Raw genomic sequence first — 26451 nt, 5'->3', positions numbered from 1 at the left:
GCGCACACACCTCCAGTGCAGTCGGTCCCGGTCCCCCGGGCGCCTCGCCTGGCACTCTTCACATCCGAGTGCCAGCGTTCCCCGGCCCAGTGTACGGCTGTGGGGTACACCCGGGGCAAGGTCGGCCCCTGCGCAGCGTCGTGGGGCTAGCGTCGCGGTATGACGGTGACTTGGGAAGAGCTCGGGTGGGAGCGGGTCGCGGCCGGGGTGGGACGGGTGCGGCTGCCGGGCTGGGACTGCACGGCGGGGCTGGTCGTCGGGGCGGGCGCGGTGCTGATGATCGACGCCGGATCGAGCCTGGCGGAGGGGGCGCGGCTGCGGGGGGAGGCCGAGGAACTGACCGGCTGCCGTGTGACCCATCTCGCGCTCACCCACCCCCATTTCGACCACGTGTTCGGGGCGGCGGCCTTCGCGGGCGCGGAGGTCTTCGGCGCGGTGGGCGTGGACACCGTGCGGGCCGAGGAGCTGCGGGCGGACGCGGTGCGCAACGGGCTCGACGAGACGGCGGCGACGGAAGCGGCGGACACGCTCGTCCGGCCCCGGCACCTCGTCTCCGGCGAGTGGACCCTCGATCTGGGCGGAGGCCGGCAGGTCCTGCTGGCGAACGTCGGACCCGGCCACACCGCCCACGACCTGGTGGTCCTGGTCCCCGGCACGCCCGGCGGCCCCGGAGCGCCCGGCACGCCCGAGACGGTGTTCTGCGGCGACCTGGTCGAGGAGTCCGGCGAGCCGCAGGCGGGGCCCGACGCCGTACCGTCCCACTGGCCCGCCGCCCTCGACCGCCTGCTCGCTCTCGGCGGTGAGGACGCGCTGTACGTGCCCGGTCACGGGGCGGTGGTCGACGCGGCCTTCGTGCGGGCCCAGCGGGACGCGCTGAGCTCCCGTTTCGGCGTGTCGCCCTGATCGCCCCCGGGCTTCTCCTATCGTCATCCGAATGCGCCCACCCGTCCCGCACCACCGCCCTTCGCACGGGGGCCCCACGGGCCCGCGGCCTCGGACGTACTCCGCCGACCTGACCCCTCCCTGGAAGAAGCCCGGGCCCGTTCCCGAGGTCGCGGCGGAGCCGGGCCTGGTGGTGGAGGAGCCCGGCACCGGGTTCTGCGGGGCGGTGATCCGCTGCGAGGCGGGCACGGTGACCCTGGAGGACCGCTTCGGCAAGCACCGGGTGTTCCCGCTGGAGCCGCGGGGCTTCCTGCTGGAGGGCCGGGTCGTGACGCTCGTCCGGCCGACGTCCTCGGCTCCGGTACGTCCCACCCGTACCGCCTCCGGTTCGGTCGCCGTCCCCGGCGCCCGCGCGCGGGTCGCCCGCGCCGGCCGCATCTACGTCGAGGGCCGCCACGACGCCGAGCTGGTCGAGAAGGTGTGGGGCGACGACCTGCGCGTCGAGGGCGTGGTCGTGGAGTACCTGGAGGGCGTGGACGACCTGCCGTCGATCGTCGCCGACTTCGCGCCGGGCCCGGACGCGAAGCTGGGCGTCCTGGTGGACCACCTCGTCCCCGGCACGAAGGAGTGGCGCATCGCGCGGGCGGTCACGAGCGAGCACGCCCTGGTCGTCGGCCACCCGTACATCGACATCTGGGAGGCGGTGAAGCCGTCGTCCGTCGGGATCGCGGCCTGGCCGCGGGTGCCGCACGGCCAGGACTGGAAGACGGGCGTGTGCCGGGCGCTGGGCTGGCCGGAGAACACCGGGGCGGTCTGGCAGGCGATCCTGAAGCGGGTGGGTTCCTACCGGGACCTCGAGCCGGAGCTGCTGGGGCGGGTCGAGGAACTGATCGACTTCGTGACCGTGTCCTGAGGCCCCTGGCCCTGGAGCCCCCGTCCCTGAAGCCTCTGCCCTGAAGCCCGCGTTCCTGCGGTCGAGGGCCCCGCGGTTCAGTCGACCAGGTCCCGTACCACCGCGTCCGCCAGCAGCCGCCCCCGCAGGGTGAGCACCGCGCGCCCCTCGTCGTAGGGGCCGCTGTCGAGCAGTCCGTCCGCCAGGGCCCGCCGCGACGACGCGAGCCCCTCCGGCCGCAGCAGGGCGAGCGGTACGCCCTCCCGCAGCCGCAGCTCCAGCAGGATCCGCTCCACGCGCCGGTCCTCGTCCGTCAGCAGCTCGCGTCCGGCGCCCGGGGAGCGGCCGTCGGCGAGCGCCGCCGCGTACGCCCCGGGGTGCTTGGCGTTCCACCAGCGCACCCCGCCCACGTGCGAATGCGCGCCCGGGCCCGCGCCCCACCAGTCGGCGCCGCGCCAGTAGAGCTCGTTGTGCAGACAGCGGCCGGCCTCGGAGGTGGCCCAGTTGGACACCTCGTACCACGCGTAACCCGCCGCGGAGAGGGTCTCCTCCGCGATCAGGTAGCGGTCGGCGTGGACGTCGTCGTCGGTCATCGGCACCTCGCCACGGCGGATCCGGCGGGCGAGCTGCGTGCCCTCCTCGACGATCAGCGCGTACGCCGAGACATGGTCGGGGCGGGCGCCCAGGGCGGCGTCCAGCGAGGCCCGCCAGTCGTCGTCCGACTCGCCAGGGGTGCCGTAGATCAGGTCCAGGTTGACGTGGTCGAAGCCCGCGGCCCGGGCCTCCGCCACACACCGCTCGGGCCGGCCGGGGGTGTGCGTGCGGTCGAGGACCTTCAGCACGTGCTGCCTGGCGCTCTGCATGCCGAAGGAGACCCGGTTGAAGCCGCCTTGGCGCAGGGTGGCCAGATAGGCGGGGTCGACGGACTCCGGGTTCGCCTCCGTCGTGACCTCCGCGTCCGCCGCGAGACCGAACTCGTCGCGGATCGCGCCCAGCATCCGTACGAGGTCGGCGGCGGGCAGCAGGGTCGGCGTGCCGCCGCCGACGAAGACCGTGCGGACCTCGCGCGGATCGTCGCCTAGGACCTTGCGGGCCAGGCGGACCTCGTCGATCAGGGTGTCGGCGTAGTTCTCGCGGGAGGCGAGGACACCGCCGGTGCCGCGCAGCTCGGTCGCCGTGTAGGTGTTGAAGTCGCAGTACCCGCAGCGGGTCGCGCAGTACGGGACGTGCAGATAGAACCCGAGGGGGCGGTCGGCGGCGCCGGTGAGCGCGTGCGCGGGGAGCGCGCCGTCGTCGGGGACCGGCTCGCCGTCGGGAAGTGCGGAAGGCATACCGCCCATTGTCCCGCACCCCCGCACCTTCCCCTGCCGACCGGCGTCCCGCCGGCCACCCCACCCGCTTCCGGCGGCATCCGTACACGCTCGGGGCGCCGTACACCCTCAGCCCAGCAGCTCCGCGCCCAGCGGCCGGCCGGCGCGGGCTCCCGGCAGGATGTACGCCACCGCCGAGCCCCGGGTCTCGGTGAAACCGCTCAGGTCGTCCTGGGCCGCCATCCGGCGCTGGACGCGGGCGAACAGCGCCGGGTCCCGCATGAACGCGAGGAACAGCAGACCCTGGTCGGCGGGGCCGTCGGCGTAGGAGTAGTTGCGGCGCAGCATCCGGGCTCCCGCGTCGAGGCGGGGGCTGACAGCCCGGACGTGGGAGCGCTCCGGGGTGACGTGAGCGCCCTGCGGTGTTCTGGCGGAGAGGTCGGCGTCGGCGTCCTCGGGGCCGTCGTCCAGCGGGCCGCCGGTCGACCGGCGGCGGCCGACGATCTCCTCCTGGCGGTGCACGGGGAGCCGCGCGAAGTCCTCGATGCGCAGATGCACCCGGCGTACGACGAGACAGGTGGCATGGCCCGACCACACCCAGCGTTCGCACTCCTCGGGGGTCGGGCCGGCTGACCCGTCCTTGAAGCCGATCAGGTTGCGCGGGGTGCCGCCGCCGTCGGGGGACGGGGGCAGGAAGCCGGCCTGCCGCCAGCGCGGCCACAGGGTCTCCCCGGCCAGCCGGGTCAGGCTCTCCGCGGTCGCCTCGGTGGCGTCCGCCGTGTCCGCGCAGAGCTGCACGAGCAGGTCACCGCCGCAGCGGGCGGGATCGAGGCGGTCGCCGGTGAAGGACGGCAGCTCGCGCAGCGCGGCCGGGGCGCGGAGCCCGAGGCGCGCGGGGAGGGCGGGGCCGACGCCGACCGTGGCGGTGAGCCGGACGGCGCGCGAGCCGGCCGACCCGAGCGTCTGGCCGAGGGCGTCCGTCCAGGTTCCCAGCACCAACTTCAGCGCACGCGCGCCCGCCGCGTCACGCAGGGCGGGATCGAGGTCGTAGGCCAGGAGCAGCACGGTGGCCTGGCGCGGAGTCGCCACTCCGGACTGACGCAGACCGTGGAATCCGGGGCCGCGGGCGTCCTCGGGCGGCCCGGCGTCGCGGGAACAGGCGGTCGCGGTCAGCCCGAGCCCCGCGCCGGCGAGCAGAACGCGTCGGCGGGTGGGCGCAGCGGATACGGCATTCGTCGCCTTCAGCACAAACCGGACGATACATCCGTGACTCCGGCCGCCCGGTCTCCCCCGCCCGTCCACCGGTCACGGCCCTCCTGCGGCCGCCCTCACGCAGGCGGACGCCATGTCCACCGGGTGCGGGGCGTGGACGGAGCGGGTGCGGGGCGTGGACGGACCGGGTGCGCGCCGTGTCTACTCCGCCTGGAGCACCAGCAGCGCCAGGTCGTCCTCCGGCGGCTGTTCACCGAAGTCGTGCACCAGCCCCCGGATCCGCTCCGCGATCAGCTCGGCGTCGAGTCCGGCGCACCCCGCCAGCGCGGTGGCGAGACCGTCCTCGTCGTCGAACTGCCGGGAGCCCGAACGTCGTTCCGTGACGCCGTCGGTGACGCACAGCAGGCTGTCGCCCGGCCGCAGCTCCAGGCTGTCGCTGGTGTACGTGGCCTCCTCGATGACCCCGAGGAGGGTCTGCGGACGCCCTGCCGTGGCGACCGAGCCGTCCGGCCCGAGCAGCAGCGGCAGCGGATGCCCGGCGGAGGCGAGCGTGCAGCGGACGCCTCCCTCGAAGGGGGCCAGTTCGCCGTAGAGCAGGGACAGGAAGCGGGTCTGCGGGCCGTCGCCCGGTCCCGCGGGGCCGACGAAGGCGCGGGCGGCGGCGTCGGCGGCCTCGGTCGCGTCGTCGAGGAGCAGTTGGTTGAGCCGGTCCAGGACGTCGGCGACGCCGTACCCCTCGCGGGCCAGCAGCCGCAGCCAGGGCCGGGCGAGACCGATGACGACGGCCGCCTCCGGGCCCTTGCCCTGGACGTCGCCCACCGCGAAGCACCAGCGGCCGTCACCCGCGGGGAAGAGGTCGTAGAAGTCGCCGCTCGGGCCGCCCTGTTCGCGCGGCTCGTAGACGAGGGCGCTGCACACCCCGGGGATCTCGGCGACCGCGCCGGGCAGGAGCCCCCGTTGCAGAACGGCGCTGATGGTGGCCTGGCGGGCGTACTGACGGGCCGCGCCGATCGCGAGCGCCACGCGGCGGCCGAGATCCTCGACGAGCCCGGTGACCTCGTCGGGGAAGGGCAGCGGGCCGGTCTGCCCGATGACCAGGGTGCCCAGCGGGCGGCCGCCGGCGATCAGCCGGTAGGCGAGAGCGGCACCGTGCGGGCCGAGCGCCGCGCCGGGCCAGGGAAAGGGCTCGGGTCCGGAGCGCGGACCGCCGTCGGGCGGACACGGCGGATCCTTGTCCAGGGCCCGGCGCAGTTCCTCGACGCGGTTCTCGCAGCCGTGCCAGACCCGGGCCAGCCGGGGCCCGGGTCCGCCGGCCCATTCACCGCGCCCGCTCACCTCGTCCTCCAGCCAGACCGCGCACCAGTCGGCGAGCCGCGGCACGAGCAGCTGGCCGGTCAGTGCGGCCACCAGATCCTCGTCGAGCTGCCCGGCGAGCAGATCGGACGCCTCGGCGAGGAAGGAGAGGGCGCCGCGGTTGAGCCAGTCCCGGTCCCGTCCGCCGAGAGGCCGCGGCTCGGGGCCCGGCGCGTCGAGGGGACCCGGGGCGGCCCCGGGAGCACGGCCGGACATGCGATCACCGGGCACGTCATCGGATACCCGGCCGAGGGCATGGCCGGGCTCGGCGGCGGACGGACGGTCGTGGTGGGCGGGAGCGTGGCGGGTGGAGTGGGCGGAATCGTCGGGGGCGGGGTGCGCAGGGTGGTGCGCGGTGTCGCCGGCGCGGCCCGGGCGACCCACGTGCCCCGCCTGACCGGGGACGGCGCGCCCGGCACCGAGGGCTTCCTGCGCGCCACCGGTGACGTCGTGCTCGCGGCCGGGGGCTCCGGGCTCCTGGCAGGGGGCGCCGCGCTCCTGACAGGCGTCGGGGGCGCCGAGGTGCTGGTGGTCGGGGTTGGCGAGGAGGCCGGCGTCGTCCGGCTCGGCGGCCGTCGGCAGCAGCCGGGCCCAGACCGTCTTCGTTCCCCTGCGGTACGTCACTCCCCAGGCGTCGGCGAGCGCGGCGACCAGGCGCAGACCGCGGCCGTATTCCGGTGTCCCGTACGACGCCTCGCGGGTGCCGTCCCGCGGCGCGCGGGACGGGTGGTGGTCACAGACCTCGACGACGACCGCCCGACAGCCGTCGCCGGAGCCGCCGGGGTCGTCCTCGAGCCGGCAGGCCAGCTCGACGTCGGTGCCGGCGTGCACGACGGCGTTGGTGACGAGCTCGCTGACGACGAGCGTCGTGTCCTGCGTGAGGCGCTCGCCCAGTTCCTCGGTGCCCAGCAGGCCGAGGCCGGCCCACTCCCGCAACGCGGCGCGCACCAGCCCGCGGGCGGCGCCCGGCGCCAGGGGACTGCCGGTCAGGGTCGCGCGCGTGTGCGGGAGCGCACCCGAGTGCGCGGGCGCGCCGTGGGCACGGGAGGCGGTCTCCCGTTGCGTCGGAATGGCCCCCATGCGCAACTCCCCGGACGGTTCGGATGCCCACAGGGTGACAGAACGGTCCCGGCCATGAGCGCTGGGTTACCGAAGTGGGCCGTCCTGGGCAAGAACCGTGCTACGCATGTGCACGCGCGTGTTCGATGACGGGCGGTTGAGGGGCGCAATCCGAGCATCCGGACTCCGCCCCCGCCGCGCGCCACCGCGCTGCCTCTCGCGCCGTCGCGCGCCCGCGCCACTCCGCGCGCCGGGCGCCCTGCGCGCTACGCCTCCCGCGATCCGGCGTACATCTCGTCGATGAGGTGCTTGTACTCCCGCTCCACGACCGGCCGCTTCAGCTTCAGGCTTGGCGTGATCTCGCCGTGCTCGACGTCCAGGTCCCGGGGCAGCAGCCGGAACTTCTTGATGGTCTGCCAGCGCTGGAGACCCTCGTTGAGCTGCTTGACGTAGCCGTCGACGAGTTCGACGGTGACCGGCGCGGCGACGACCTCCGCGTACGACTTTCCGGCCAGCCCGTTGTCCTTCGCCCAGTCGAGGAGCGAGACCTCGTCGAGGGCGATGAGCGCCGTGCAGAAGTTCCGGTCGGCGCCGTGCACGAGGATGTTGGAGACGTACGGGCACACCGCCTTGAACTGTCCCTCGACCTCGGCGGGCGCGATGTACTTGCCGCCGGACGTCTTGATGAGGTCCTTCTTGCGGTCGGTGATGCGCAGGTACCCGTCGGGCGACAGTTCGCCGATGTCACCGGTGTGGAACCAGCCGTCGGCCTCCAGGACCTCGGCCGTCTTCTCGGGCAGCCCGTGGTAGCCCTCCATGATGCCGGGGCCGCGCAGCAGGATCTCGCCGTCGTCGGCGATGCGGACCTCCGTGCCGGGCAGCGGCTTGCCTACCGTGCCGGTGCGGTAGGCCTCGCCGGGGTTGACGAAGGAGGCCGCGGAGGACTCCGTCAGACCGTAGCCCTCGAGGATGTGGATGCCGGCGCCGGCGAAGAAGTAGCCGATCTCCGGCGCGAGCGCCGCCGACCCGGAGACGCAGGCGCGCAGGTTGCCCCCGAAGGCCTCGCGGATCTTGGCGAAGACGAGCGCGTCGGCGACCTTGTGCCTGGCTCCCAGCCCGAAGGGGACCGACGCCGTGCCGGTGCGCCGGAAGTTGTCCTGCGCGGCCTTGGCGTACTCGCGGGAGACCCCGGAGGCCCACTGGAAGATCTTGTACTTGGCCCCGCCGCCCGCGCGGGCCTTGGCGGCGACCCCGTTGTAGACCTTCTCGAAGATGCGCGGCACGGCGGCCATGTAGGTCGGCTGGACGACCGGCAGATTCTCGATGATCTTGTCGACCCGGCCGTCGACGGCGGTGACGTGCCCGACCTCGATCTGGCCGGAGGTGAGCACCTTGCCGAAGACGTGCGCGAGCGGCAGCCACAGGTACTGCACGTCGTCCGGGCCGACCAGGCCGGTCGCGGCGATCGCCTTGGCCATGTACGACCAGTTGTCGTGCGGAAGGCGGACGCCCTTGGGCCGGCCGGTGGTGCCGGAGGTGTAGATGAGGGTGGCGAGCTGGTCCTTCGTGATGGCGCCGACCCGCTCCTTGATCAGCGCGGCTTCCTTCTCCAGCCGGGCTGCCCCCCGCTTCTCCAGCTCGTCGAGGGTGAGGATCCAGTCGGCGGTCTCGACACCGGCCGGGTCGATCACGACCACATGGGTGAGGGCGGGAAGCTCCGCGCGCTTCTCGACCGCCTTCGCGAGCTGGGCCGCGTCCTCGGCGATCAGCACCTTGCTGTCGGAGTCCGAGAGGATGAACGCCGACTCGTCGGCGTTGGTCTGCGGGTAGACCGTGGTCGTGGCGGCCCCGGCGCACATGATGCCGAGGTCGGCGAGGATCCACTCGATGCGGGTCGAGGAGGCGAGCGCCACACGCTGCTCGGCCCGTACGCCCAGCTCGATGAGGCCGGCCGCGATGGCGTAGACCCGCTCGGCGGCCTGCGCCCAGCTCAGCGACTTCCAGGCGTCGGGGCCCCCGCCGGAGGCGGCGGGCACCGGATACCGGTACGCCTCCGCGTCTGGCGTGGCCGTCACGCGCTCCAGAAAGAGGCCCGCGACGGACGGCGGACGGTTCTCGATCAGTGTCTGTGTGTCGCTCACGACATCCTCCAGGGCCCGCGACGGTGCGGCTGGCTCGTTGCGGCGTCGTACGACGCACGGCTGTGGTTGACGGCGGCTGTTGTTTAACTCACGAGTAACTACCGAGCAGGCATCAGAGTAAAGGGCGACTGGCCAGCGCGTAAGGGGCTCCGGGCGGTCACTTTCTCCTGAGTACAGCCAAAGGGCCCGCCGCGCGACAGCGCGACGGGCCCCGGGCACGCCCTGAACACCGGCCTCCGGCGCGGCTACTTCTTGCCCTTGCCGGATCCCGCGTTGTCGTCGCTGCTCAGAACGGCGATGAAGGCTTCCTGCGGAACCTCCACGGAACCCACCATCTTCATCCGCTTCTTGCCTTCCTTCTGCTTCTCCAGCAGCTTGCGCTTCCGGGAGATGTCACCGCCGTAGCACTTGGCGAGGACGTCCTTGCGGATGGCGCGGATCGTCTCGCGGGCGATCACCCGGGAGCCGACGGCGGCCTGGATCGGCACCTCGAAGGCCTGCCTCGGGATGAGCTCGCGCAGCTTGGCGACGAGCCGGACACCGTACGCGTACGCCGCATCCTTGTGGGTGACCGCCGAGAAGGCGTCCACCTTGTCGCCGTGCAGCAGGATGTCGACCTTGACCAGGCTGGAGGCCTGCTCGCCGGTGGGCTCGTAGTCCAGGGAGGCGTAGCCGCGGGTCTTGGACTTCAGCTGGTCGAAGAAGTCGAAGACGATCTCCGCGAGCGGGAGCGTGTAGCGGATCTCGACCCGGTCCTCGGACAGGTAGTCCATGCCGAGCAGCGTGCCGCGCCTGGTCTGGCACAGCTCCATGATCGACCCGATGAACTCGGAGGGCGCGAGGATCGTGGCGCGTACGACGGGCTCGTACACGTCGTTGATCTTGCCCTCGGGGAACTCGCTCGGGTTGGTGACCGTGTGCTCGCTGCCGTCCTCCATGACCACGCGGTAGACCACGTTGGGGGCGGTGGCGATGAGGTCGAGCCCGAACTCGCGCTCCAGCCGCTCACGGATCACGTCGAGGTGCAGCAGTCCGAGGAAGCCGACGCGGAAACCGAAGCCCAGGGCGGCGGAGGTCTCCGGCTCGTAGACCAGCGCGGCGTCGTTGAGCTGGAGTTTGTCGAGCGCGTCGCGCAGCTCCGGGTAGTCCGAGCCGTCGAGCGGGTACAGGCCCGAGAACACCATCGGCTTGGGGTCCTTGTACCCGCCGAGGGCCTCGGTCGCGCCCTTGTGCAGGGTGGTGATCGTGTCACCGACCTTGGACTGGCGGACGTCCTTCACACCGGTGATCAGATAGCCGACCTCACCGACACCGAGGCCGTCGGCCGACTTCATCTCGGGGGCCGAGACACCGATCTCCAGCAGCTCGTGGGTCGCGCCGGTGGACATCATCCGGATGCGCTCGCGCTTGTTGAGCTGACCGTCGATGACACGCACGTACGTCACGACACCGCGGTACGAGTCGTACACCGAGTCGAAGATCATGGCCCGGGCGGGGGCGTCCTGGACGCCGACCGGGGCGGGGACGTCGGCGACGACCCGGTCCAGCAGCGCCTCGACGCCCAGACCGGTCTTGGCCGAGACCTTGAGCACGTCCTCGGGGTCGCAGCCGATGAGGTTGGCGAGCTCCTCGGAGAACTTCTCCGGCTGGGCGGCCGGGAGGTCGATCTTGTTCAGCACGGGGATGATCTTGAGGTCGTTCTCCATCGCCAGGTAGAGGTTGGCGAGAGTCTGGGCCTCGATGCCCTGGGCGGCGTCGACGAGGAGGACGGTGCCCTCACAGGCGGCCAGCGACCGGGACACCTCGTACGTGAAGTCCACGTGCCCGGGGGTGTCGATCATGTTCAGGATGTGGGTGTTGCCCGGATCCTGTGTCGGGGCCCAGGGCAGGCGCACGGCCTGGGACTTGATCGTGATGCCACGCTCGCGCTCGATGTCCATCCGGTCGAGGTACTGAGCACGCATCTGCCGCTGATCGACCACTCCGGTCAGCTGGAGCATGCGGTCGGCGAGCGTGGACTTGCCGTGGTCGATGTGCGCGATGATGCAGAAATTGCGGATCAGAGCCGGGGCGGTACGGCTCGGCTCGGGCACATTGTTAGGGGTCGCGGGCACGCAGGGTCCTGTCTCTTGAGGCGCCTTGTGCCTCGGGTCGGATCGATACGTAGGCTCCATGGTCCCACGGGCGGCGACCGGGGACCGGTTTGGGCCACTCGGGGGGCCACTGGTAGCCTGGGCAGCTGTGTCTCATGCCCTCTCAGCACGAGACGCATCGCCTCGAGGAACCAGTCGGAGAACCTCCCGGAGAACCTTTCGGAGAACACTTCACCGGGACCTTCGGGGCATCTCGGAAAATCATCGGCACGAGACCCGTACGGGCCCGTGCCTGAACCTGAAAAGGCTCATTCGTGGCGAACATCAAGTCCCAGATCAAGCGGATCAAGACCAACGAGAAGGCCCGGCTGCGCAACAAGGCCGTCAAGTCCTCCCTGAAGACCGCGATCCGCAAGGCCCGCGAGGCCGCTGCCGCGGGTGACGTCGAGAAGGCCACCGAGTACCAGCGCGCTGCCGCGCGTCAGCTCGACAAGGCCGTCTCGAAGGGCGTCATCCACAAGAACCAGGCCGCCAACAAGAAGTCGGCGCTTGCTTCCAAGGTCGAGACCCTCAAGGGCTGAACCCCTTATCTGATCTGACCGCCGGAGGGGTCCAGAGCGGGCCCTCTCATCCGCTCCCGTCCGGCACCCCGAGCCTGTACGCGGCCTGCGTTCGCCACGCGGGTACGGGCTCACCATTTTGATCTTTGAATCGGAGGCCCCGGCTTCCGCCCTTCCCCAGGGCGGAAGCCGGGGCCTTCCGACTGCCCGCGCTTCCCCGGCCTACGCCCAGGAGCCGCACGCAGGTGCAGGTGCAGGTGCAGGTGCAGGTGCAGGTGCAGCCGCCGGTCACGACCAGAAGTCGTTGTTCGTGTCGATGTCCTCGACGCACTCGTCGAGGTCGCTGATCTTGTCACCGACGATACGGAAGACGATGCCCCCGTTTTCGTCCATGTGCTTGCCGTTGCGGTCGGCGGTGGTGCGGTGCAGGGAGACGGCGTGCCCCCGGCCGTCGACGAGCACGGTGCGCAGGTCGACGCGCAGCGACCCGCCCGTCTCCGAGAACAGCCTGCCGTACATGTCGATGACCGCGTCGAGGCCCTTGAAGTCCCCGGAAAGCATGTGGGAACCGGGCACGTGGTGCGTACAGTCGCCCGTCATCATCCCTCGCAAGGCATCCATGTCCCCACGGGTGAAGGCCTCGTATCCCTTGCGAACGAGTGCCGCGTGCTGGTGCTCAGCCATGCCGATCGCCACCTTTCCCATGCTTCCGGCGCTGTGTGGCCACCACACCCGATTCTCCTCCCCACCGGAGGAACGGCGACTGGATCACTTGGGGTGCGGACGATCATCCCGGGAAGGATGGCGGGCGCGCGTCGGGTGGAGAAGACCTGGGGTGGGGAGTTCGGGACGGGGAGGCCCGGCGCGGGGCCACGGGCACAGAGGCCCGGCGTGGGGAGGCCCGGCGTGGGGAGGCCCGGGGTGGGGCCACTGGCGCAGAGGCCCGGGGGAACGCGTGGGGCAGGGGCAACCCGAGGCGGCGACGACTGAGACGGAGAGGCCCGGGAAGGCCTCAAGCGCTGAGCCCTGAGCCCTGAGCCCTGAGCCCTGAGCCCTGAGCCCTGAGCCCTGAGCCCTGAGCCGCAACGCCTGGTTGTCGACGCCGGAGACGGGTGCCGTTACCAGTGACTACCCGCGTCCCCCGGACCGGGCCGCCCGCGCGATGGCCACGACGGCCTTCTCGAGGGCGTACTCGGGATCGTCACCGCCGCCCTTCACCCCCGCGTCCGCCTCTGCCACCGCCCGCAGCGCGACCGCCACCCCGTCCGGCGTCCAGCCCCGCATCTGCTGGCGCACCCGGTCGATCTTCCAGGGCGGCATACCCAGCTCCCGAGCGAGATCGGCGGGCCGGCCACCGCGCGCCGAGGACAGCTTGCCGATGGCCCGCACTCCCTGGGCGAGCGCACTGGTGATCAGCACGGGCGCGACTCCGGTCGCCAGCGACCAGCGCAGCGCCTCCAGCGCCTCGGCCGCACGCCCCTCCACCGCCCGGTCGGCGACGGTGAAGCTCGACGCCTCCGCCCGCCCGGTGTAGTACCGCCCGACGACGGCCTCGTCGATGGTCCCCTCGACATCGGCGACCAGCTGGGACACGGCCGACGCCAGCTCCCGCAGGTCGCTGCCGATGGCGTCGACGAGCGACTGGCAGGCCTCGGGCGTGGCCGACCGTCCGGTCGCCCGGAACTCCTGTCTGACGAAGGCCAGCCGATCCGCCGGCTTGGTCATCTTCGGACAGGCCACCTCCCGCGCCCCCGCCTTGCGCGCCGCGTCCAGCAGCCCCTTGCCCTTGACCCCGCCGGCGTGCAGCAGCACGAGCGTGATCTCCTCGGCGGGCGACCCCAGGTAAGCCTTGACGTCCTTGACCGTGTCGGCGGACAGGTCGTGCGCGTTGCGTACGACCACGACCTTGCGCTCGGCGAAGAGCGAGGGGCTGGTCAGCTCGGCGAGCGTGCCGGGCTGCACCTGGTCCGGAGTCAGGTCGCGTACGTCGGTGTCGGCGTCGGCGGCCCTGGCGGCGGCCACCACCTCCTGCACGGCGCGGTCGAGCAGAAGGTCCTCCTGGCCCACGGCGAGCGTCACGGGGGCGAGAAGGTCGTCATTCGCAGTCTTCCTGGCCATCACCGAAAGCATCCCACGAGCCACTGACAATCCGGCGCCCCCCGGAGAGCCGGGGCGACGGAGTATCAGGGCTCCTCGCGCCAGCCCTCCCACTCCCCCGCGAACTCGTCCAGCGCAACCGCATCGAGCAGTTCCTCCTCGTCGCCGAGCAGGACGAGCCACTGCGCGTCCTCCGCGTCGTCCTCCCCCGCCAGCGCGTCCCGGACGACCCTCGGCTCCTCACGCACCCCGAACCGCTCACCGAGCGCCTGGGCCACCTCCTCCGCGGCTTCCCGATCGGGCAGCACCAGCACATGTCTCACGTCACTCACGGAACCATTTTCCGACACGTGATCAGCGGCCGTACCCCGGCACCGACCCGGCAGCGACGCATCAGCAGCCCGCCAGCCCGCGCCGCCGTATCGTCACCGACGCCTCGCACCGCTCAGACAGGGACCAGGCGGACGGCCCGGCAGGTCACCCGGCTGATCACCTGACAGGTCATCGGGCAGACGGCCCGGCGGGTGAGCCGCCCGATCATCCGAGAGACCCCCCACCGGACGGCCCGGCCGGTCACGGGCCAGACACCCGGCAGGCCGTGCCACCGACGGCGGCTGGTCGTGCCACGGACGGCGGCTGGTCGTACAGGATCGGGGTCGATCGCGGACCCCTCCGACCTCACCCCCGGGTGACCCGCAGCTCTCCACCGGTGCCGGCGGTGACCGCCAGTGCCCCGTCCCGGTCCGTCCGCAGCACCACCGCCCCGCCCGCGCGCAGCGCCGCGACCGTGCTGGGCGCGGGGTGCCCGTAGGTGTTGTCCGCGCCGCAGGAGATCAGCGCCAGCCGTGGCGCGACCGCATGTATGAGTTCCGGGTCCTGATAGGCCGAGCCGTGATGAGCCACCTTGAGCACATCCACCCCACGCACCAGCGGTGCCGCGGGCGACCGCAACAGCGCCTGTTGCGCCGTGGGTTCGAGGTCTCCGAGCAGCAGCATCCGCAGTCCGGCCACCCGCACCAGCAGCGTCACACTCGCGTCGTTCGGCCCGTCCGGACGTGGTGCGGGGCTCGGGGGAGGCCACAGCACCTCCCAGTCGAGAGCGCCGACCCGCCGCCGCTCCCCTGCCGCGGCACGCACCACGGGCACCTCCCGTGCCTGCGCCTCCTTCCGCACGAACGCCACCTGCTCCACCGGTTCCTCGAACCCGGTCGTCTGAATCGCCCCGACCTCCCGGCCGCGCAGCACGCCAGGCAACCCGGCCACGTGATCGGCGTGAAAGTGGGTGAGCACCACGAGCGGCACCCGGGTGATGCCGAGCGCGGTGAGACACCGGTCGACCAGTACCGGATCGGGCCCCGCGTCCACCACCACGCCGGCGCCCCCGCCGGCCGCGAGAACCGTCGCGTCTCCCTGCCCCACGTCGCACATCGCCAGTCGCCAGCCCGGTGGCGGCCAGCCGGTGAGCACCCGGGTCAACGGTGGCGGCTGCACCACCACGAGCAGCAGCGACACCGCGCAGACCGCGCACAGCCACGGGTACCGCAGCAGCCATCGCCCGAGCAGCACCACCCCGGCCGTGGCCAGGGCGAGCAGGAACGCCCCGCCCCAGCTCCCCGGCCAGTCCACTCCCCCACCGGGCAGCGCCGCCCCGGTCCGTGCCACGCCCGCGATCCACCCGGCCGGCCAACTCGCGCACCACGCCAGCGCCTCGGCCACAGGCATCGCCACGGGCGCCGTCGCCAGCGCCGCGAAGCCCAGGACCGTCGCCGGCGCGACGGCGAACTCCACCAGGAGGTTGCAGGGCACCGCCACCAGACTGACCCGCGCCGACAGCACGGCCACGACCGGCGCGCACAGGGCCTGCGCGGCTCCCGCGGCCGCCAGGGCCTCCGCGAGCCGCGGGGGCACCCGACGCCGTTGCAGCGCGGCACTCCATCGGGGGGCCAGCGTCAGCAGGGCCCCAGTGGCCAGGACGGACAGCAGGAACCCGTAACTCGTGGCCAGCCACGGGTCGTACAGCACCAACAGCAGCACCGCAGTGGCGAGCGCCGGGATCAGGGATCTACGACGGCCGGTCGCCAGGGCCAGGAGCACGATCGCTCCGCAGGCCGCCGCGCGCAGCACACTCGGGTCGGGTCGGCACACCACCACGAAGCCGAGCGTGAGCGCCCCGCCGAGCAGCGCGGTCGTCCGCAGCGGAACGCCCAGGCGAGGCGCCAGACCGCGGCGCTCGACGTGCTGGGCCAGTCCGGGCGGGCCGAGGAGCAGGGCGAGGATGATCGTGAGGTTGCTGCCGGACACGGCGAGGGTGTGCGCGAGATCGGTCTCCTTGAACGCCTCGTCCAGTTCGGGTGTGATCCGTGAGGTGTCCCCGACCACCAGCCCCGGCAGCAGCGCCCTCGCGTCCGCCGGCAGTCCGTCCGTGGCCGCCCGCAGCCCCGCCCGCAACCGCCCCGCCGACCGCTGCACATCCGACGGTTCCCGCACGACCGACGGCGCCGCACGATCCCGTACCCGCAGCACGGCCGCGATCCGGTCACCGCCGGCCAGCGCGGGCACCAGCCGCCCGGTGACCCGCACCCGGGTGGACGGCAGCAGTCCGAGCCACGAGGCCCCGGACCGCGCGCCGGCACCCCGCGCACCGCCGGTCATCCGCAGACCGGACTCCTGTCGGCCTTCGAATCCCGCACGTGCCCCACCCGGGCCCCGGCGCGAACCGATGTCCACCATCACCAGCACCGGGGCCCGCGTCGCCACGGCCGTCCCGGCCGCCCTCTCGACGGTGCGCACCTCGGCGTCGATGAGTACGGAGTCCGGGGTCGCACGGTCCCCGGCGACTCGGGGCCGGGTGAGTCGCGGGTCGGAGGTGATCTCGACCTCGGCGGTGACGGTCGTGTACTCCCGCGCCAGCTCCGGCACCGGCCCCCTGCGCAGATCGGCTCCGTGCAGCCCTGCCGACACGGCGGCTGCGGCGACGCAGAGCAAGGAGGCGCCGAGGGTGACCCGGGGCCAGACGGGCCGACCGTCCCCTGGCCGGCCACTCCACCCGCCGCCGCGGCCCCGGTCGGTCCCCGCACCTCCCCGCGGTCCCTGCCGTCCCGCGATCAGGAGGGCGCCGCCGACCAGCAGACAGACGGAGACGATGCCGCCCACCCGGCTCGGCGACGCGTGCAGCGTCAGCGCCGCCGTCGCCCAGGCCGCGAGGGCGGGCGGAACGAGCCTCAGGTCCACCGGTCCTTCCTGGCGCGGATTGGCGTCACCCAGCCGCTTCCCGGAAGCGGCGTGCACGGCTCGGCGGGCGGACGAGGCGGGTTCCGCCCGAGCATCGATGACCTGGGCGTCCTCGCGCTTCATGGCCGCACGAGATTCCGGAGGTCGGCGAAGCGCCGTTCACCGATGCCGTCGACCTCGCGCAGTTCGTCCACCGATCGGAAACCGCCGTGCTGTGCGCGGTGGTCGACGATGTGCTGCGCCAACACCGGTCCCACGCCGGGCAGTGTGTCGAGCTGGTCGACGGTGGCCGTGTTGAGGGAGACCGGGACCGGGGGCCCGCCTCCCGCGCCGGGACCGTGAGGGCCCGCGGCTTGCGATCCCGTGCTCGTCCCGGTGGCCCCGGCCTGCGGGGCGGGGCCACCGACGACGACCTGCTCCCCGTCCACCAGGAATCGCGCGCGGTTGAGACCGTCGGTGTCGGTGCCGGGTCGCACACCGCCGGCCGCGCCCAGTGCGTCGATCACCCGGGAACCGGCCGGCAGGCGGTGGATCCCGGGCTTCCTCACCTTGCCGCTGACGTCCACCACGATCTCGGCCCCGGCCGTGCCTCCGGTGCGCTGCTGTCCGGCGGAAGTACCGGACCCGACAGCCGGGTTCATCGCGCCCGCGTCGTAGGGTGCGGCGGCCCGTACCACCTGTGGTGCCCGCACCGGTTGGACGCGGCCCACCCAGAAGTGCTGCACGGCGAAGCCGGCGGCGACAACGAGAAGCACCGTGAGTGCGAGCACATTCCTGCGTTCCAGTCCGCAGCGTGCCTGCATCCACACAGGCATCCGCTCCCGCAGGGCGAAACCCACCCGCTCCCGCCAAGCCTCACGGCCGGAAGGGACGCTCCTACGAGCCTTGTCACCCTTACCGCCGCCGTCGATGCCGTGGCCGCCATGGCTGTCGGCCACGGCCTCTGCGTCGACGTAGGCATCTGCATCGGGTTTCGCATCTGCATCCGTGTGCCCGGCCGCCCGGAGGTGCCGCTCGCTCTCCTCGCCGGCAACACCGGCATGCGGCGCATCCGGCGTCGTCGGGGCTCCCGGCGGTCCCATCCCCATCTCCGCCGCGTCCTGGGGCCGTTCGGCGAACAGCATCTTCGCCCGGCGTCGGATCTCCTCCGCCGAGGCATGTCGGTGTCCGGGGCGGCCGCCGCCAGGACGACGGAGACGAGGGGACGAGCGGCCGTCGGAGCCCGGGGCCCGGCCCGGGCCACTGGTCGCGTTCCTGCTGCGTGAGCGTGATCGAAGTGCCATGCGACGAGGATCGGACACTTCACCGGATCGCGATGATCTTGCTCAATTTCCGTGGATGCGCACCCGGTTGTGGATAACTTCGTCACCCGCACGAATGAGCCGAGTCTCAACGCGGCGAGACCACGACCCCCAACAGACCCGGTCCGGTGTGCGCCCCGATCACCGCGCCGACCTCGCTCACATACAGGTCGGCGAGGCCGGGCACCCGTGATCGCAGCCGGTCGGCGAGAGCGGACGCCCGGTCCGGGGCGGCGAGATGGTGCACGGCGATGTCGACCGGCCCGCTGCCCGCCCGGTCGGCCCCCAGCTCCTCCAGGCGGGCGATCGCCTTCGACGCGGTCCGCACCTTCTCCAGAAGGTCGATGCGCCCCCCGTTCAGCTGGAGGAGCGGTTTCACCGCGAGGGCGGAGCCCAACAGGGCCTGGGCGGCGCCGATCCGGCCGCCTCGGCGCAGGTACTCCAGGGTGTCGACATAGAAGTAGGCGGAGGTGCCGGCGGCCCGCTTCTCCGCCGCGGTGACCGCCTCGTCGACCGTGCCGCCGGTCTCGGCCACCTCGGCCGCGGCGAGCGCGCAGAAGCCGAGCGCCATCGCGACCATGCCGGTGTCCACGACCCGCACCGGCACCTGGGTCTCCCGCGCCGCGACGACCGCCGCGTCGTAGGTGCCGGACAGTTCGGCGGAGAGGTGGAGGGAGACGATGCCGGTGGCGCCGGACTCGGCGATCCTGCGGTACGTCTCGGCGAAGAGTTGGGGGCTGGGGCGCGAGGTCGTGACGGAACGTCGCTTCTGCAGCGCCTGGGCGAGAGAACGGGTCGAGATCTCGTTGCCCTCTTCGAGAGCCTGGTCGCCGAGGACGACGGTCAGGGGCACCGTGGTGATGCCATGGCGCTCCATCGTCAGCTGCGGCAGGTAGGCCGTGGAATCCGTGACGATCGCGACATGGCGGGACATGACCTGGAGGTTACCTGGCGTAGCCCCTGTGCGGCAGTCCGGGCCCTCGCTGCTGGACCGCCCTTGACCGAATCAAATACCCCGTCAGACGGGACCGGACCCCGGACCGCTCCGGGGCGCGGGGCGGGAGTTCGGGGCCGGGGCCCCGGAGCGCGGGATCGGCGCCGGGATCAGGCGGTGCTCTCGGGGCGTGGCTTCTTCTGCCACGGATAGGTGGGGCGTGGACCCGGTGGCGTGATGGCGGGCGGGGCCGGCTCCTGCACGGTGCGCTCGCCCGGCGTCTGCGGCCAGGTCTGTCCTGGCGTCGAGCCGTCGGCGGCCGGCGCCTCGGGCCACGGAGGCGGTGTACTGCCGGAGGAGTCCGAGGTGGTCCAGTGCCGCAGGGCGCCGGCCTCGACGTCGATCTGCACGCTGAGGGAGTCGAGGTCGTCGTCCGCGAAGCGGCGGGCACGGTCGCGGGCCGCCCAGCGCAGCGAGTCCGCCGATCCCGTGATGCGCTCGGTGCGCTCCCGCAGCGAGGGCAGTCGCGCGGTGAGCGTCGCCCGGTCCGGTTCGGACTCCAGGCGCTTGAGTTCGCTGTCCAGTTCGTGCCCGTGCCCGCTGAGCCGTTGGAACAGGGCGAGGGACTCCTTGAGGGACTCGTCCTCGGTGGCGCCCGCGTGCAGCGCGTCCTGGGTGGCCCGCATGGACGTGCGCAGCTTGAGCCGCAGCTGGGCGATCTCACCGGCCGGTCCGAGCTGGGCGAAGGACCTGGCCCTCAGGGTGTGGTCCTCGACCGTGCGGCGGGCCTGGTCGATGGTGCGGTCGACGCCCCGCTTGGCGGCGCCGATCACTTTCACCGTGGCGTAGGCGCCGAGCACCAGGAAGAGCACGAAGAGCAGGGCGACGACTGTGATCACTGCTTCCACCAGCTCCTCCTCGGGCCTGTCATGCCATGTCCGGCGCCGCAGACGGCACGCCGTACTTCAAACGGTAAACGAGACGGGCAGGTCCGGAGTTCCAGAAGAACCCCGAACCTGCCCGTAGGGGACTACCCGGAGCCGCGCCCACCGGCCCGTGCTCCACCCGTTCCCGTCATGCGCGCGGCCCCGTCACGCGTACGCGCCGCAGTGCGTGCAGTCCCGTCATGCTCACGCCGGAACGATGTTCACCAGCTTCGGAGCGCGCACGATGACCTTGCGGATACCGGCCCCGCCCAGCGCCTTCACGACGCCCTCGTCGGCCAGCGCCACCTTCTCCAGCTCCTCGTCGGAGATGGCCGGGGACACCTCCAGGCGCGCCTTGACCTTGCCCTTGATCTGCACGACACAGGTCACGCTCTCGTCCACGACGTACGCCGGGTCGGCGACCGGCAGGTCGTGGTGGACGACCGAGTCGGTGTGACCCAGCCGGCGCCACAGCTCCTCGGCGATGTGCGGGGCCAGCGGGGCGACCAGCAGCACCAGGGCCTCGGCGACGGAGCGCGGTACCGCGCCGCCCGCCTTGGTCAGGTGATTGTTCAGCTCGGTGATCTTGGCGATGGCGGTGTTGAAGCGCAGGCCCTCCAGGTCCTGGCGCACCCCGTCGATCGCCTTGTGCAGGGCTCGCAGAGTGTCCTCGCCGGGCTCGGCGTCGACAACGGTCACCTCGCCTGTGGTCTCGTCCACGACGTTGCGCCACAGCCGCTGAAGCAGGCGGTACTGGCCGACCACCGCGCGGGTGTCCCACGGGCGCGAGACGTCCAGCGGGCCCATCGCCATCTCGTACAGGCGCAGCGTGTCGGCGCCGTACTCGTCGCAGATCTCGTCCGGAGTGACCGCGTTCTTCAGGGACTTGCCCATCTTGCCGAGCAGGCGGGAGACCTTCTCGCCCTGGTGGAAGTACGCGCCGTCGCGCTCCTCCACCTCGGCGGCGGGCACCGGGAAGCCGCGGCTGTCGCGGTAGACGAACGCCTGGATCATGCCCTGGTTGAACAGCTTGTGGAACGGCTCCACGGAGGAGACGTGCCCCAGGTCGAACAGGACCTTGGACCAGAAGCGCGCGTACAGCAGGTGCAGCACGGCGTGTTCGGCGCCGCCCACGTACAGGTCGACACCGCCGTGCGGCTGGCCCTCGCGGGGACCCATCCAGTACTGCTCGATGTCCGGGTCGACCAGCTTCTCGCTGTTGTGCGGGTCCAGGTAACGCAGCTCGTACCAGCAGGAACCGGCCCAGTTGGGCATGGTGTTGGTCTCACGGCGGTACTGGCGCGGGCCGGTGCCGTCACCCAGGTCCAGGGTGACGTTCACCCAGTCCTCGTTGCGCGACAGCGGCGTCTCCGGGGACGTGTTCGCGTCGTCCGGGTCGAAGGTGCGCGGCGAGTAGTCCTCGACCTCGGGCAGCGTCAGGGGCAGCATCGACTCGGGCAGCGGGTGGGCGACGCCGTCCTCGTCGTAGACGATCGGGAAGGGCTCGCCCCAGTAACGCTGGCGGCTGAACAGCCAGTCACGCAGGCGGAAGTTGACGGTGCCCTCGCCGATGCCCTCGCGCTCCAGCCACTGGGTGATGCGCGCCTTGGCGTCGACGACGCCCAGGCCGTCCAGCACGAGGTCACCGTGGGCGGAGTTGACGATCTTCGCGTCGTACGAGGCGAAGGCGTCGTCCCACGCCGAGGTGTCGTCGCCGCGGCCGTCGGTCGGCTCGACCACACAGGTGATCGGCAGCTCGAAGGCACGCGCGAACGCGAAGTCGCGCGTGTCGTGCGCCGGGACGGCCATGATCGCGCCGGTGCCGTATCCCATCAGGACGTAGTCGGCGATGAAGACGGGGACCTGCTCGCCGTTGACCGGGTTGGTCGCGTACACACCGGTGAAGACGCCGGTCTTGTCCTTGGCCTCGGCCTGGCGCTCGACGTCGGACTTCGAGGCGGCCTGCGCGCGGTACGCGGCGACGGCCTCGGCCGGGGATGCGTGACCGCCGGTCCAGACGTCGTGGGTGCCCTCGGGCCAGGTGGCGGGGGTGAACTTGTCGACCAGCGGGTGCTCGGGGGCCAGCACCATGTAGGTCGCGCCGAACAGGGTGTCCGGGCGGGTGGTGAAGACCGTGATCCGCTCGCCGTCCACGGGGAAGTCGACACGGGCGCCCTCGGAACGGCCGATCCAGTTGCGCTGCTGCAGCTTGATGGCCTCGGGCCAGTCCAGCGCGTCCAGGTCGTCCAGCAGGCGGTCCGCGTAGGCGGTGATGCGCATGTTCCACTGACGCAGCTTGGCCTTGAAGACGGGGAAGTTGCCGCGCTCGGAGCGGCCGTCGGCGGTGACCTCCTCGTTGGCCAGCACGGTTCCCAGGCCCGGGCACCAGTTGACCGGGGCGTCGGAGGCGTAGGCCAGGCGGAACTCGCTCAGGACGTCGGCGCGCTCGGTGGCGCTCAGCTCGCCCCACGCGCGCGTGTGGCCCGGCACGGCACGCTCACCGGACTCGAACCGGGCGACCAGTTCGGTGATCGGGCGGGCCTTGTCGGCCTCGTCGTCGTACCAGGAGTTGAAGATCTGCAGGAAGATCCACTGGGTCCACTTGTAGTAGTCCGGGTCGATCGTGGCGAACGACCGGCGCTTGTCGTGGCCCAGGCCCAGCCGGCGCAGCTGGGCCTTCATGTTGTTGATGGCCGCTTCGGTGGTGATCCGAGGGTGCTCGCCGGTCTGCACGGCGTGCTGCTCGGCGGGCAGGCCGAAGGCGTCGAAGCCCAGGGTGTGCAGGACGTTGTGGCCGGTCATGCGCTGGAAGCGCGCGTAGACGTCGGTCGCGATGTAGCCCAGGGGGTGGCCGACATGCAGACCCGCACCGGAGGGGTACGGGAACATGTCCATGACGAACTTCTTGGGTCGGGCCACCAGCTCGGGGTCACCGGCCAGGTCACCCTTCGGGTTCGGTGCGGCGTACGTACCCTCGGCGTCCCAGAAGTCCTGCCAGCGCGCCTCGATCTCGGCGGCCATGGCGGCCGTGTAGCGGTGCGGCGCTGCCTCCGCCGGTGCGGCGGCGGCAGCGGGGTTCGTCTCGCTCATGGTCCTCAAAGCTCCATCGATCGTCTCTGCCAGCGGGTTGTCGTCCAGGAAACGAAAAATCCCCTCGCACAGGAGGGGACGCCGCGCCGATTCCGAACCGTCCGGTCACCGGCGGTCGGGACTGATCAGCGCGGCTCGCTAAGCAGAAGGCGTACAGCACGCATGGCGTTAGGGTACCGCAGGCCTTGAGCACGCGGCCACGCGCTTACGTATGCATGGTCGCGACAACGTTGCTGCGATGCTGAAGGGCGGGTTGGAACTGAACCAAGGTCAAGTGTTACTTCGCGTAACAGTAGCTAAGGGACATCACACCAGCCACATTGTCGTTTGATAACAGCGCAATAACTCAAACCTCGTACCCATCGGTATGGAGCCACTTAGAGTTCGGCAGCGGGACCGCTTTCCCGAAACTGCTCGGAGTTGCCCCCATGAACCCTCGTTCTAGTAACAGCTCGCTTCCCAAGCCCGGCCGGTCGGTCTATGGGATGGCGACGGCTGTCGTCCTGGTCCTCATACCTGTGGCCGTACTGGTCGGCGGCGACCAGTTCCAGGCCTTCCTCAACTTCGGTGCAGGTGTCCTGTCGCTGGTATGCCTGACCTGCTCGGTCATCTGGGGACTCGTGGCCCAGGACCGGCTCATCCTCAACACGCGGCAGCGGATCCTCGCGCAGGGCGTCCACCGCGTGACCGCCGTCGGCTCCATCGCGTTCCTCGTGGTGCACATCACCGTCAAGCTGGCCCTGGAACACACCGTCCTGATCGCCGCCCTGATCCCGTTCAGCCTCGGCATCAAGGGCAGCGCCGGACTGATCGGCCTCGGCTCCCTGGCCGCCCTGCTCATGATCTTCGTCGGCATCACCGGCGCGCTGCGCAACCAGTTCGCCGCGCCGGCCGAGGTCGCCGCCCGCTGGCGCGCGATGCACATGCTCGCCTACCCGGCGCTGTGCGCGGCCCTGATCCACGGCCTGTTCGCGGGGCGCGCGGCGAAGCCGTTCTTCATGGTCTCGTACGAGCTGTGCCTGGCCGGAGTCATGGCGGCCCTCGCGCTGCGCGCCGCCCCGCGCCCGTTCAAGCGCAAGGTCGCCGACCGGATCACCACGCTCCTGGGCACCCAGGACCGCTACGCCATGGACGGCCTCGAAGCGTCACGCGCGCGTGCGACGGAGACCGGATCCTCGGCGCTGCCCGGCTACGAGGGCCGCTCGGGCCGCTCGGGCCGTTCGCCGCTGACGGACACGATGGGCTCCACCCGCATGTCGCCGTCGTCGTCGCCGCTGTACGACACACCCGCGCCCGCCCCGGAGCCCGCGAACGGCTTCGCGGCCGCCTACCGCGCCGTCAACACACCGCAGCGCGGCCAGCAGCAGCCGTACGCGGCGGACCAGACGGCACGGATGAACCTGCCGTTCGACGTCCAGGCCACCGAGGCCATCCCGCGCGTCGACAACGGCGGCAGCACGTCGGGCAGCTGGCCGATCCCGTCCCCGCCGCCGGTCGGCGAGGCGCCCCCGTCGGCCTACGACCCGCTCCAGGACACGGGATTCAACATCCCGGTCTATGGCAATCCGGGCACCGCCGGATACGGCGGACGTGATGTGTACGACACCGGTGAGACGAATCCCGCATACGGCACGTACAACCAGAACGACACGTACAACAGCGGTCCCGCCAGTGAACCAACGCCCGGCGCGTCGTTCGACGCACCGGGTTCGGGCGAACCTTGGAACACGCCTTCCGGAGGCTATAGGTGAACGAGGCCCTGCCCGACGTCCCAGAAGTCCGCGTGGTCGGGCTTCCGCAGCTCACGTCGGGCTTCGACCTTGTCGAGAGACTCGACCTGCCCATGCACCTGAAGGTGCACGGGCCGCTCGAACCCCTGGGCGGAGAGGCCCTCGCGAAGCTCTCCGAGAACATCAACCTGAAGGGCCGCGGCGGCGCGGGCTTCCCCTTCCACAAGAAGCTGCGCTCGGTCGCCGAGGCCGCGATCAAGCGCGGTGTACGGCCGGTCGTCGTCGTCAACGGCAGTGAGGACGAACCGGCCTGCCGCAAGGACACGGTGCTGATCAACCGTGCCCCGCACCTCATCCTGGACGGCGCGCTGCTGGTCGCGGAGGCGCTGGGTGCCCGCACGCTCGTGGTGGGGGTCACCCGCGAATCGACCCAGCGCTCCATGGAGGCCGCGCTCGCCGAGCGCGGTCTCAGCAACGGCCGCAGATCGGCGCTGAAGGCATCCGTCCAGCGCAACCCGATCCGCATGGTCACCGGCGCCGCCGCGTCCCTGATCCGCTCCATCGACGGCGGCCCGCCGATCCCGCCCGGCCGCAAGGTCAGCGCCTCGCAGAACGGCGTCGGCGGCGCGCCGACCCTGCTGTCCAACGCCGAGACGTTCGCCCAGCTCGCCATCGCCGCCCGCATCGGCCCGGAGCGCTACGGCAACACCGGCCTGTACGACGAGCCCGGCACCGTCATGCTGACGGTCTCCGGCGCGGTCGCCCGCCCGATGGTCATCGAGGTCCCCACGGGGGTGCCGCTGCGCTACGTCCTCCAGCTCGCCGGCGCCCCGCCGGTGCCCCAGGGCGTGCTGACCGGCGGCTACCACGGCAAGTGGATCGACGCGGCGACGGTCAACGAGGCGATCGTCTCCCGCAACTCCCTCGACGCGGTGGGCGGGGCGCTCGGCGCCGGCGCGATCCTGCCGATCAGCCAGGAGACGTGCCCCCTGGGCGAGTCGCTGCGCGTGGCCCAGTGGCTGGCCGACGAGAGCGCGGGACAGTGCGGGCCCTGCTACCTCGGTCTGCCGGCCGCCGCGCGCGGCATGGAGGACATCATCAACGGCGGCGGCCCGGCCGCCCTGGAGGCGCTCAAGCAGGTCGCCAAGAACGTCAAGCGGCGCGGTGCGTGTTCGCACCCGGACGGCTCCGCGATGTTCCTGGAGTCGACCATCAAGGCGTTCACCGACGACCTGGCCGCGCATGTCCTCGGCAATGGCTGCGGAAGGCCCGTGGAGGGCGTTCTGCCGCTCTTCGAGGCCGGCATGGCCCCGGCGGCCATCACGAGCGGCATCGCGCCGCAGGAGAGCGGCTCGAGCCGCCAGAAGATCTTCGTCGACTGGACGCTGTGCCGCGGCCACGGCCTGTGCGCCGACATCCTCCCGGAGGTCTTCCAGCTCGGCGCCGACGGCTTCCCGACGGTGGCGCAGGCGAAGGTGCCGCAGAACGCGGAGGCGAAGGCGTTGCGCGCGGTACGCCGCTGCCCGGCCCTCGCTCTGCGCGTCGAGGAGGACACACGCGCGCAGGCGCCCGCCCGCAACCTCCCGGTCCTCTCCCAGGGCCGGGGCCGCCGCGCCCTCGGCCGCTGAGCGGCAGTACGA

At 72.0% G+C, this 26451-nt stretch carries 18 protein-coding genes; 5 read left to right on the top strand and 13 right to left on the bottom strand.

Going from position 1 to position 26451, the window contains the following annotated elements; all coding sequences use genetic code 11:
- The first annotated feature begins 159 nt into the window (after positions 1-159).
- On the top strand, positions 160-903 hold the full coding sequence (locus OHS71_RS27050) for an MBL fold metallo-hydrolase (RefSeq protein WP_328481924.1): 744 nt from the start codon (positions 160-162) through the stop codon (positions 901-903).
- Between the two features lie 31 nt (positions 904-934).
- Complete coding sequence (locus OHS71_RS27045; RefSeq protein ID WP_328481923.1) at positions 935-1795, top strand: DUF3097 domain-containing protein; 861 nt, start codon at positions 935-937, stop codon at positions 1793-1795.
- Between the two features lie 77 nt (positions 1796-1872).
- Here the strand turns inward: OHS71_RS27045 and hemW are convergent, their stop codons facing one another.
- The 5 genes from hemW to lepA all read right to left on the bottom strand — a co-directional run bounded on the left by hemW (position 1873) and on the right by lepA (position 10963).
- Positions 1873-3105, bottom strand: coding sequence for a radical SAM family heme chaperone HemW (gene hemW / locus OHS71_RS27040; protein ID WP_328481922.1), 1233 nt, complete (start codon positions 3103-3105; stop codon positions 1873-1875).
- 108 nt (positions 3106-3213) lie between these two features.
- Positions 3214-4332 (bottom strand): Dyp-type peroxidase, encoded by a 1119-nt coding sequence (locus tag OHS71_RS27035; RefSeq protein ID WP_328481921.1) that lies wholly within the window; start codon positions 4330-4332, stop codon positions 3214-3216.
- A 165-nt stretch (positions 4333-4497) separates the two neighbouring features.
- Positions 4498-6729 (bottom strand): SpoIIE family protein phosphatase, encoded by a 2232-nt coding sequence (locus tag OHS71_RS27030; RefSeq protein WP_328481920.1) that lies wholly within the window; start codon positions 6727-6729, stop codon positions 4498-4500.
- Positions 6730-6974: 245 nt separating this feature from the next.
- A complete protein-coding gene (locus OHS71_RS27025; RefSeq protein ID WP_328481919.1) occupies positions 6975-8849 on the bottom strand; it encodes an AMP-dependent synthetase/ligase in 1875 nt (624 codons plus the stop codon).
- 245 nt (positions 8850-9094) lie between these two features.
- Positions 9095-10963 carry a translation elongation factor 4 gene (gene lepA / locus OHS71_RS27020; protein ID WP_328481918.1) on the bottom strand — a complete coding sequence of 623 codons (1869 nt, stop codon included), beginning with the start codon at positions 10961-10963 and terminating at the stop codon, positions 9095-9097.
- Between the two features lie 293 nt (positions 10964-11256).
- Here lepA and rpsT point away from each other — a divergent pair, with 293 nt between their 5' ends.
- On the top strand, positions 11257-11523 hold the full coding sequence (gene rpsT, locus OHS71_RS27015) for a 30S ribosomal protein S20 (RefSeq protein ID WP_020127768.1): 267 nt from the start codon (positions 11257-11259) through the stop codon (positions 11521-11523).
- A 267-nt stretch (positions 11524-11790) separates the two neighbouring features.
- On the opposite strand, the gene OHS71_RS27010 is transcribed toward rpsT, so the two are convergent.
- From OHS71_RS27010 to leuS, 8 genes are all read right to left on the bottom strand, one after another.
- Positions 11791-12186 (bottom strand): nuclear transport factor 2 family protein, encoded by a 396-nt coding sequence (locus OHS71_RS27010; protein ID WP_328481917.1) that lies wholly within the window; start codon positions 12184-12186, stop codon positions 11791-11793.
- A 444-nt stretch (positions 12187-12630) separates the two neighbouring features.
- Positions 12631-13620: a DNA polymerase III subunit delta gene (gene holA, locus OHS71_RS27005; RefSeq protein ID WP_398148911.1), complete on the bottom strand. Its 990-nt coding sequence runs from the start codon at positions 13618-13620 to the stop codon at positions 12631-12633.
- A 65-nt stretch (positions 13621-13685) separates the two neighbouring features.
- Complete coding sequence (locus OHS71_RS27000; RefSeq protein WP_328481915.1) at positions 13686-13931, bottom strand: hypothetical protein; 246 nt, start codon at positions 13929-13931, stop codon at positions 13686-13688.
- A 346-nt stretch (positions 13932-14277) separates the two neighbouring features.
- The gene (locus tag OHS71_RS26995; RefSeq protein WP_443047061.1) at positions 14278-16953 is read right to left on the bottom strand and encodes a ComEC/Rec2 family competence protein; all 2676 of its coding nucleotides are present in this window, start codon (positions 16951-16953) and stop codon (positions 14278-14280) included.
- Positions 16950-18113: a ComEA family DNA-binding protein gene (locus OHS71_RS26990; protein WP_328481914.1), complete on the bottom strand. Its 1164-nt coding sequence runs from the start codon at positions 18111-18113 to the stop codon at positions 16950-16952. Before OHS71_RS26990 ends, OHS71_RS26995 begins: the two co-directional genes overlap by 4 nt.
- 106 nt (positions 18114-18219) lie before the next feature.
- On the bottom strand, positions 18220-19065 hold the full coding sequence (locus OHS71_RS26985) for a DegV family protein (RefSeq protein ID WP_328481913.1): 846 nt from the start codon (positions 19063-19065) through the stop codon (positions 18220-18222).
- 170 nt (positions 19066-19235) lie between these two features.
- Entirely contained in the window at positions 19236-19973 is a 738-nt protein-coding gene (locus OHS71_RS26980; protein ID WP_328481912.1) for a hypothetical protein, read from the bottom strand.
- A gap of 222 nt (positions 19974-20195) precedes the next feature.
- Complete coding sequence (gene leuS / locus OHS71_RS26975; protein ID WP_328481911.1) at positions 20196-23081, bottom strand: leucine--tRNA ligase; 2886 nt, start codon at positions 23079-23081, stop codon at positions 20196-20198.
- 485 nt (positions 23082-23566) lie between these two features.
- On the opposite strand from leuS, the gene OHS71_RS26970 reads away from it, so the two are divergent.
- Together OHS71_RS26970 and OHS71_RS26965 are read left to right on the top strand one after the other, a co-directional pair.
- The gene (locus OHS71_RS26970; RefSeq protein ID WP_328481910.1) at positions 23567-24832 is read left to right on the top strand and encodes a cytochrome b/b6 domain-containing protein; all 1266 of its coding nucleotides are present in this window, start codon (positions 23567-23569) and stop codon (positions 24830-24832) included.
- Complete coding sequence (locus tag OHS71_RS26965; protein WP_328481909.1) at positions 24829-26439, top strand: NADH-ubiquinone oxidoreductase-F iron-sulfur binding region domain-containing protein; 1611 nt, start codon at positions 24829-24831, stop codon at positions 26437-26439. The genes OHS71_RS26970 and OHS71_RS26965 overlap by 4 nt, the downstream gene beginning before the upstream one ends.
- The last annotated feature ends 12 nt before the right edge of the window (positions 26440-26451 follow it).

Origin of the sequence: Streptomyces sp. NBC_00377, from assembly GCF_036075115.1 — a bacterium.
Classification (GTDB): Bacteria; Actinomycetota; Actinomycetes; order Streptomycetales; family Streptomycetaceae; genus Streptomyces.
This window is presented reverse-complemented; position numbering and strand designations above follow the sequence as displayed.

Coding starts and splice junctions, on each gene's coding strand:
- OHS71_RS27050 (WP_328481924.1), top strand. CDS start 160: ATGACGGTGACTTGGGAAGAGCTCGGGTGGGAGCGGGTCGCGGCCGGG.
- OHS71_RS27045 (WP_328481923.1), top strand. CDS start 935: ATGCGCCCACCCGTCCCGCACCACCGCCCTTCGCACGGGGGCCCCACG.
- hemW (WP_328481922.1), bottom strand. CDS start 3,105: ATGCCTTCCGCACTTCCCGACGGCGAGCCGGTCCCCGACGACGGCGCG.
- OHS71_RS27030 (WP_328481920.1), bottom strand. CDS start 6,729: ATGGGGGCCATTCCGACGCAACGGGAGACCGCCTCCCGTGCCCACGGC.
- OHS71_RS27010 (WP_328481917.1), bottom strand. CDS start 12,186: ATGGCTGAGCACCAGCACGCGGCACTCGTTCGCAAGGGATACGAGGCC.
- holA (WP_398148911.1), bottom strand. CDS start 13,620: ATGGCCAGGAAGACTGCGAATGACGACCTTCTCGCCCCCGTGACGCTC.
- OHS71_RS26995 (WP_443047061.1), bottom strand. CDS start 16,953: ATGAAGCGCGAGGACGCCCAGGTCATCGATGCTCGGGCGGAACCCGCC.
- OHS71_RS26990 (WP_328481914.1), bottom strand. CDS start 18,113: ATGGCACTTCGATCACGCTCACGCAGCAGGAACGCGACCAGTGGCCCG.
- OHS71_RS26985 (WP_328481913.1), bottom strand. CDS start 19,065: ATGTCCCGCCATGTCGCGATCGTCACGGATTCCACGGCCTACCTGCCG.
- leuS (WP_328481911.1), bottom strand. CDS start 23,081: ATGAGCGAGACGAACCCCGCTGCCGCCGCCGCACCGGCGGAGGCAGCG.
- OHS71_RS26970 (WP_328481910.1), top strand. CDS start 23,567: ATGGCGACGGCTGTCGTCCTGGTCCTCATACCTGTGGCCGTACTGGTC.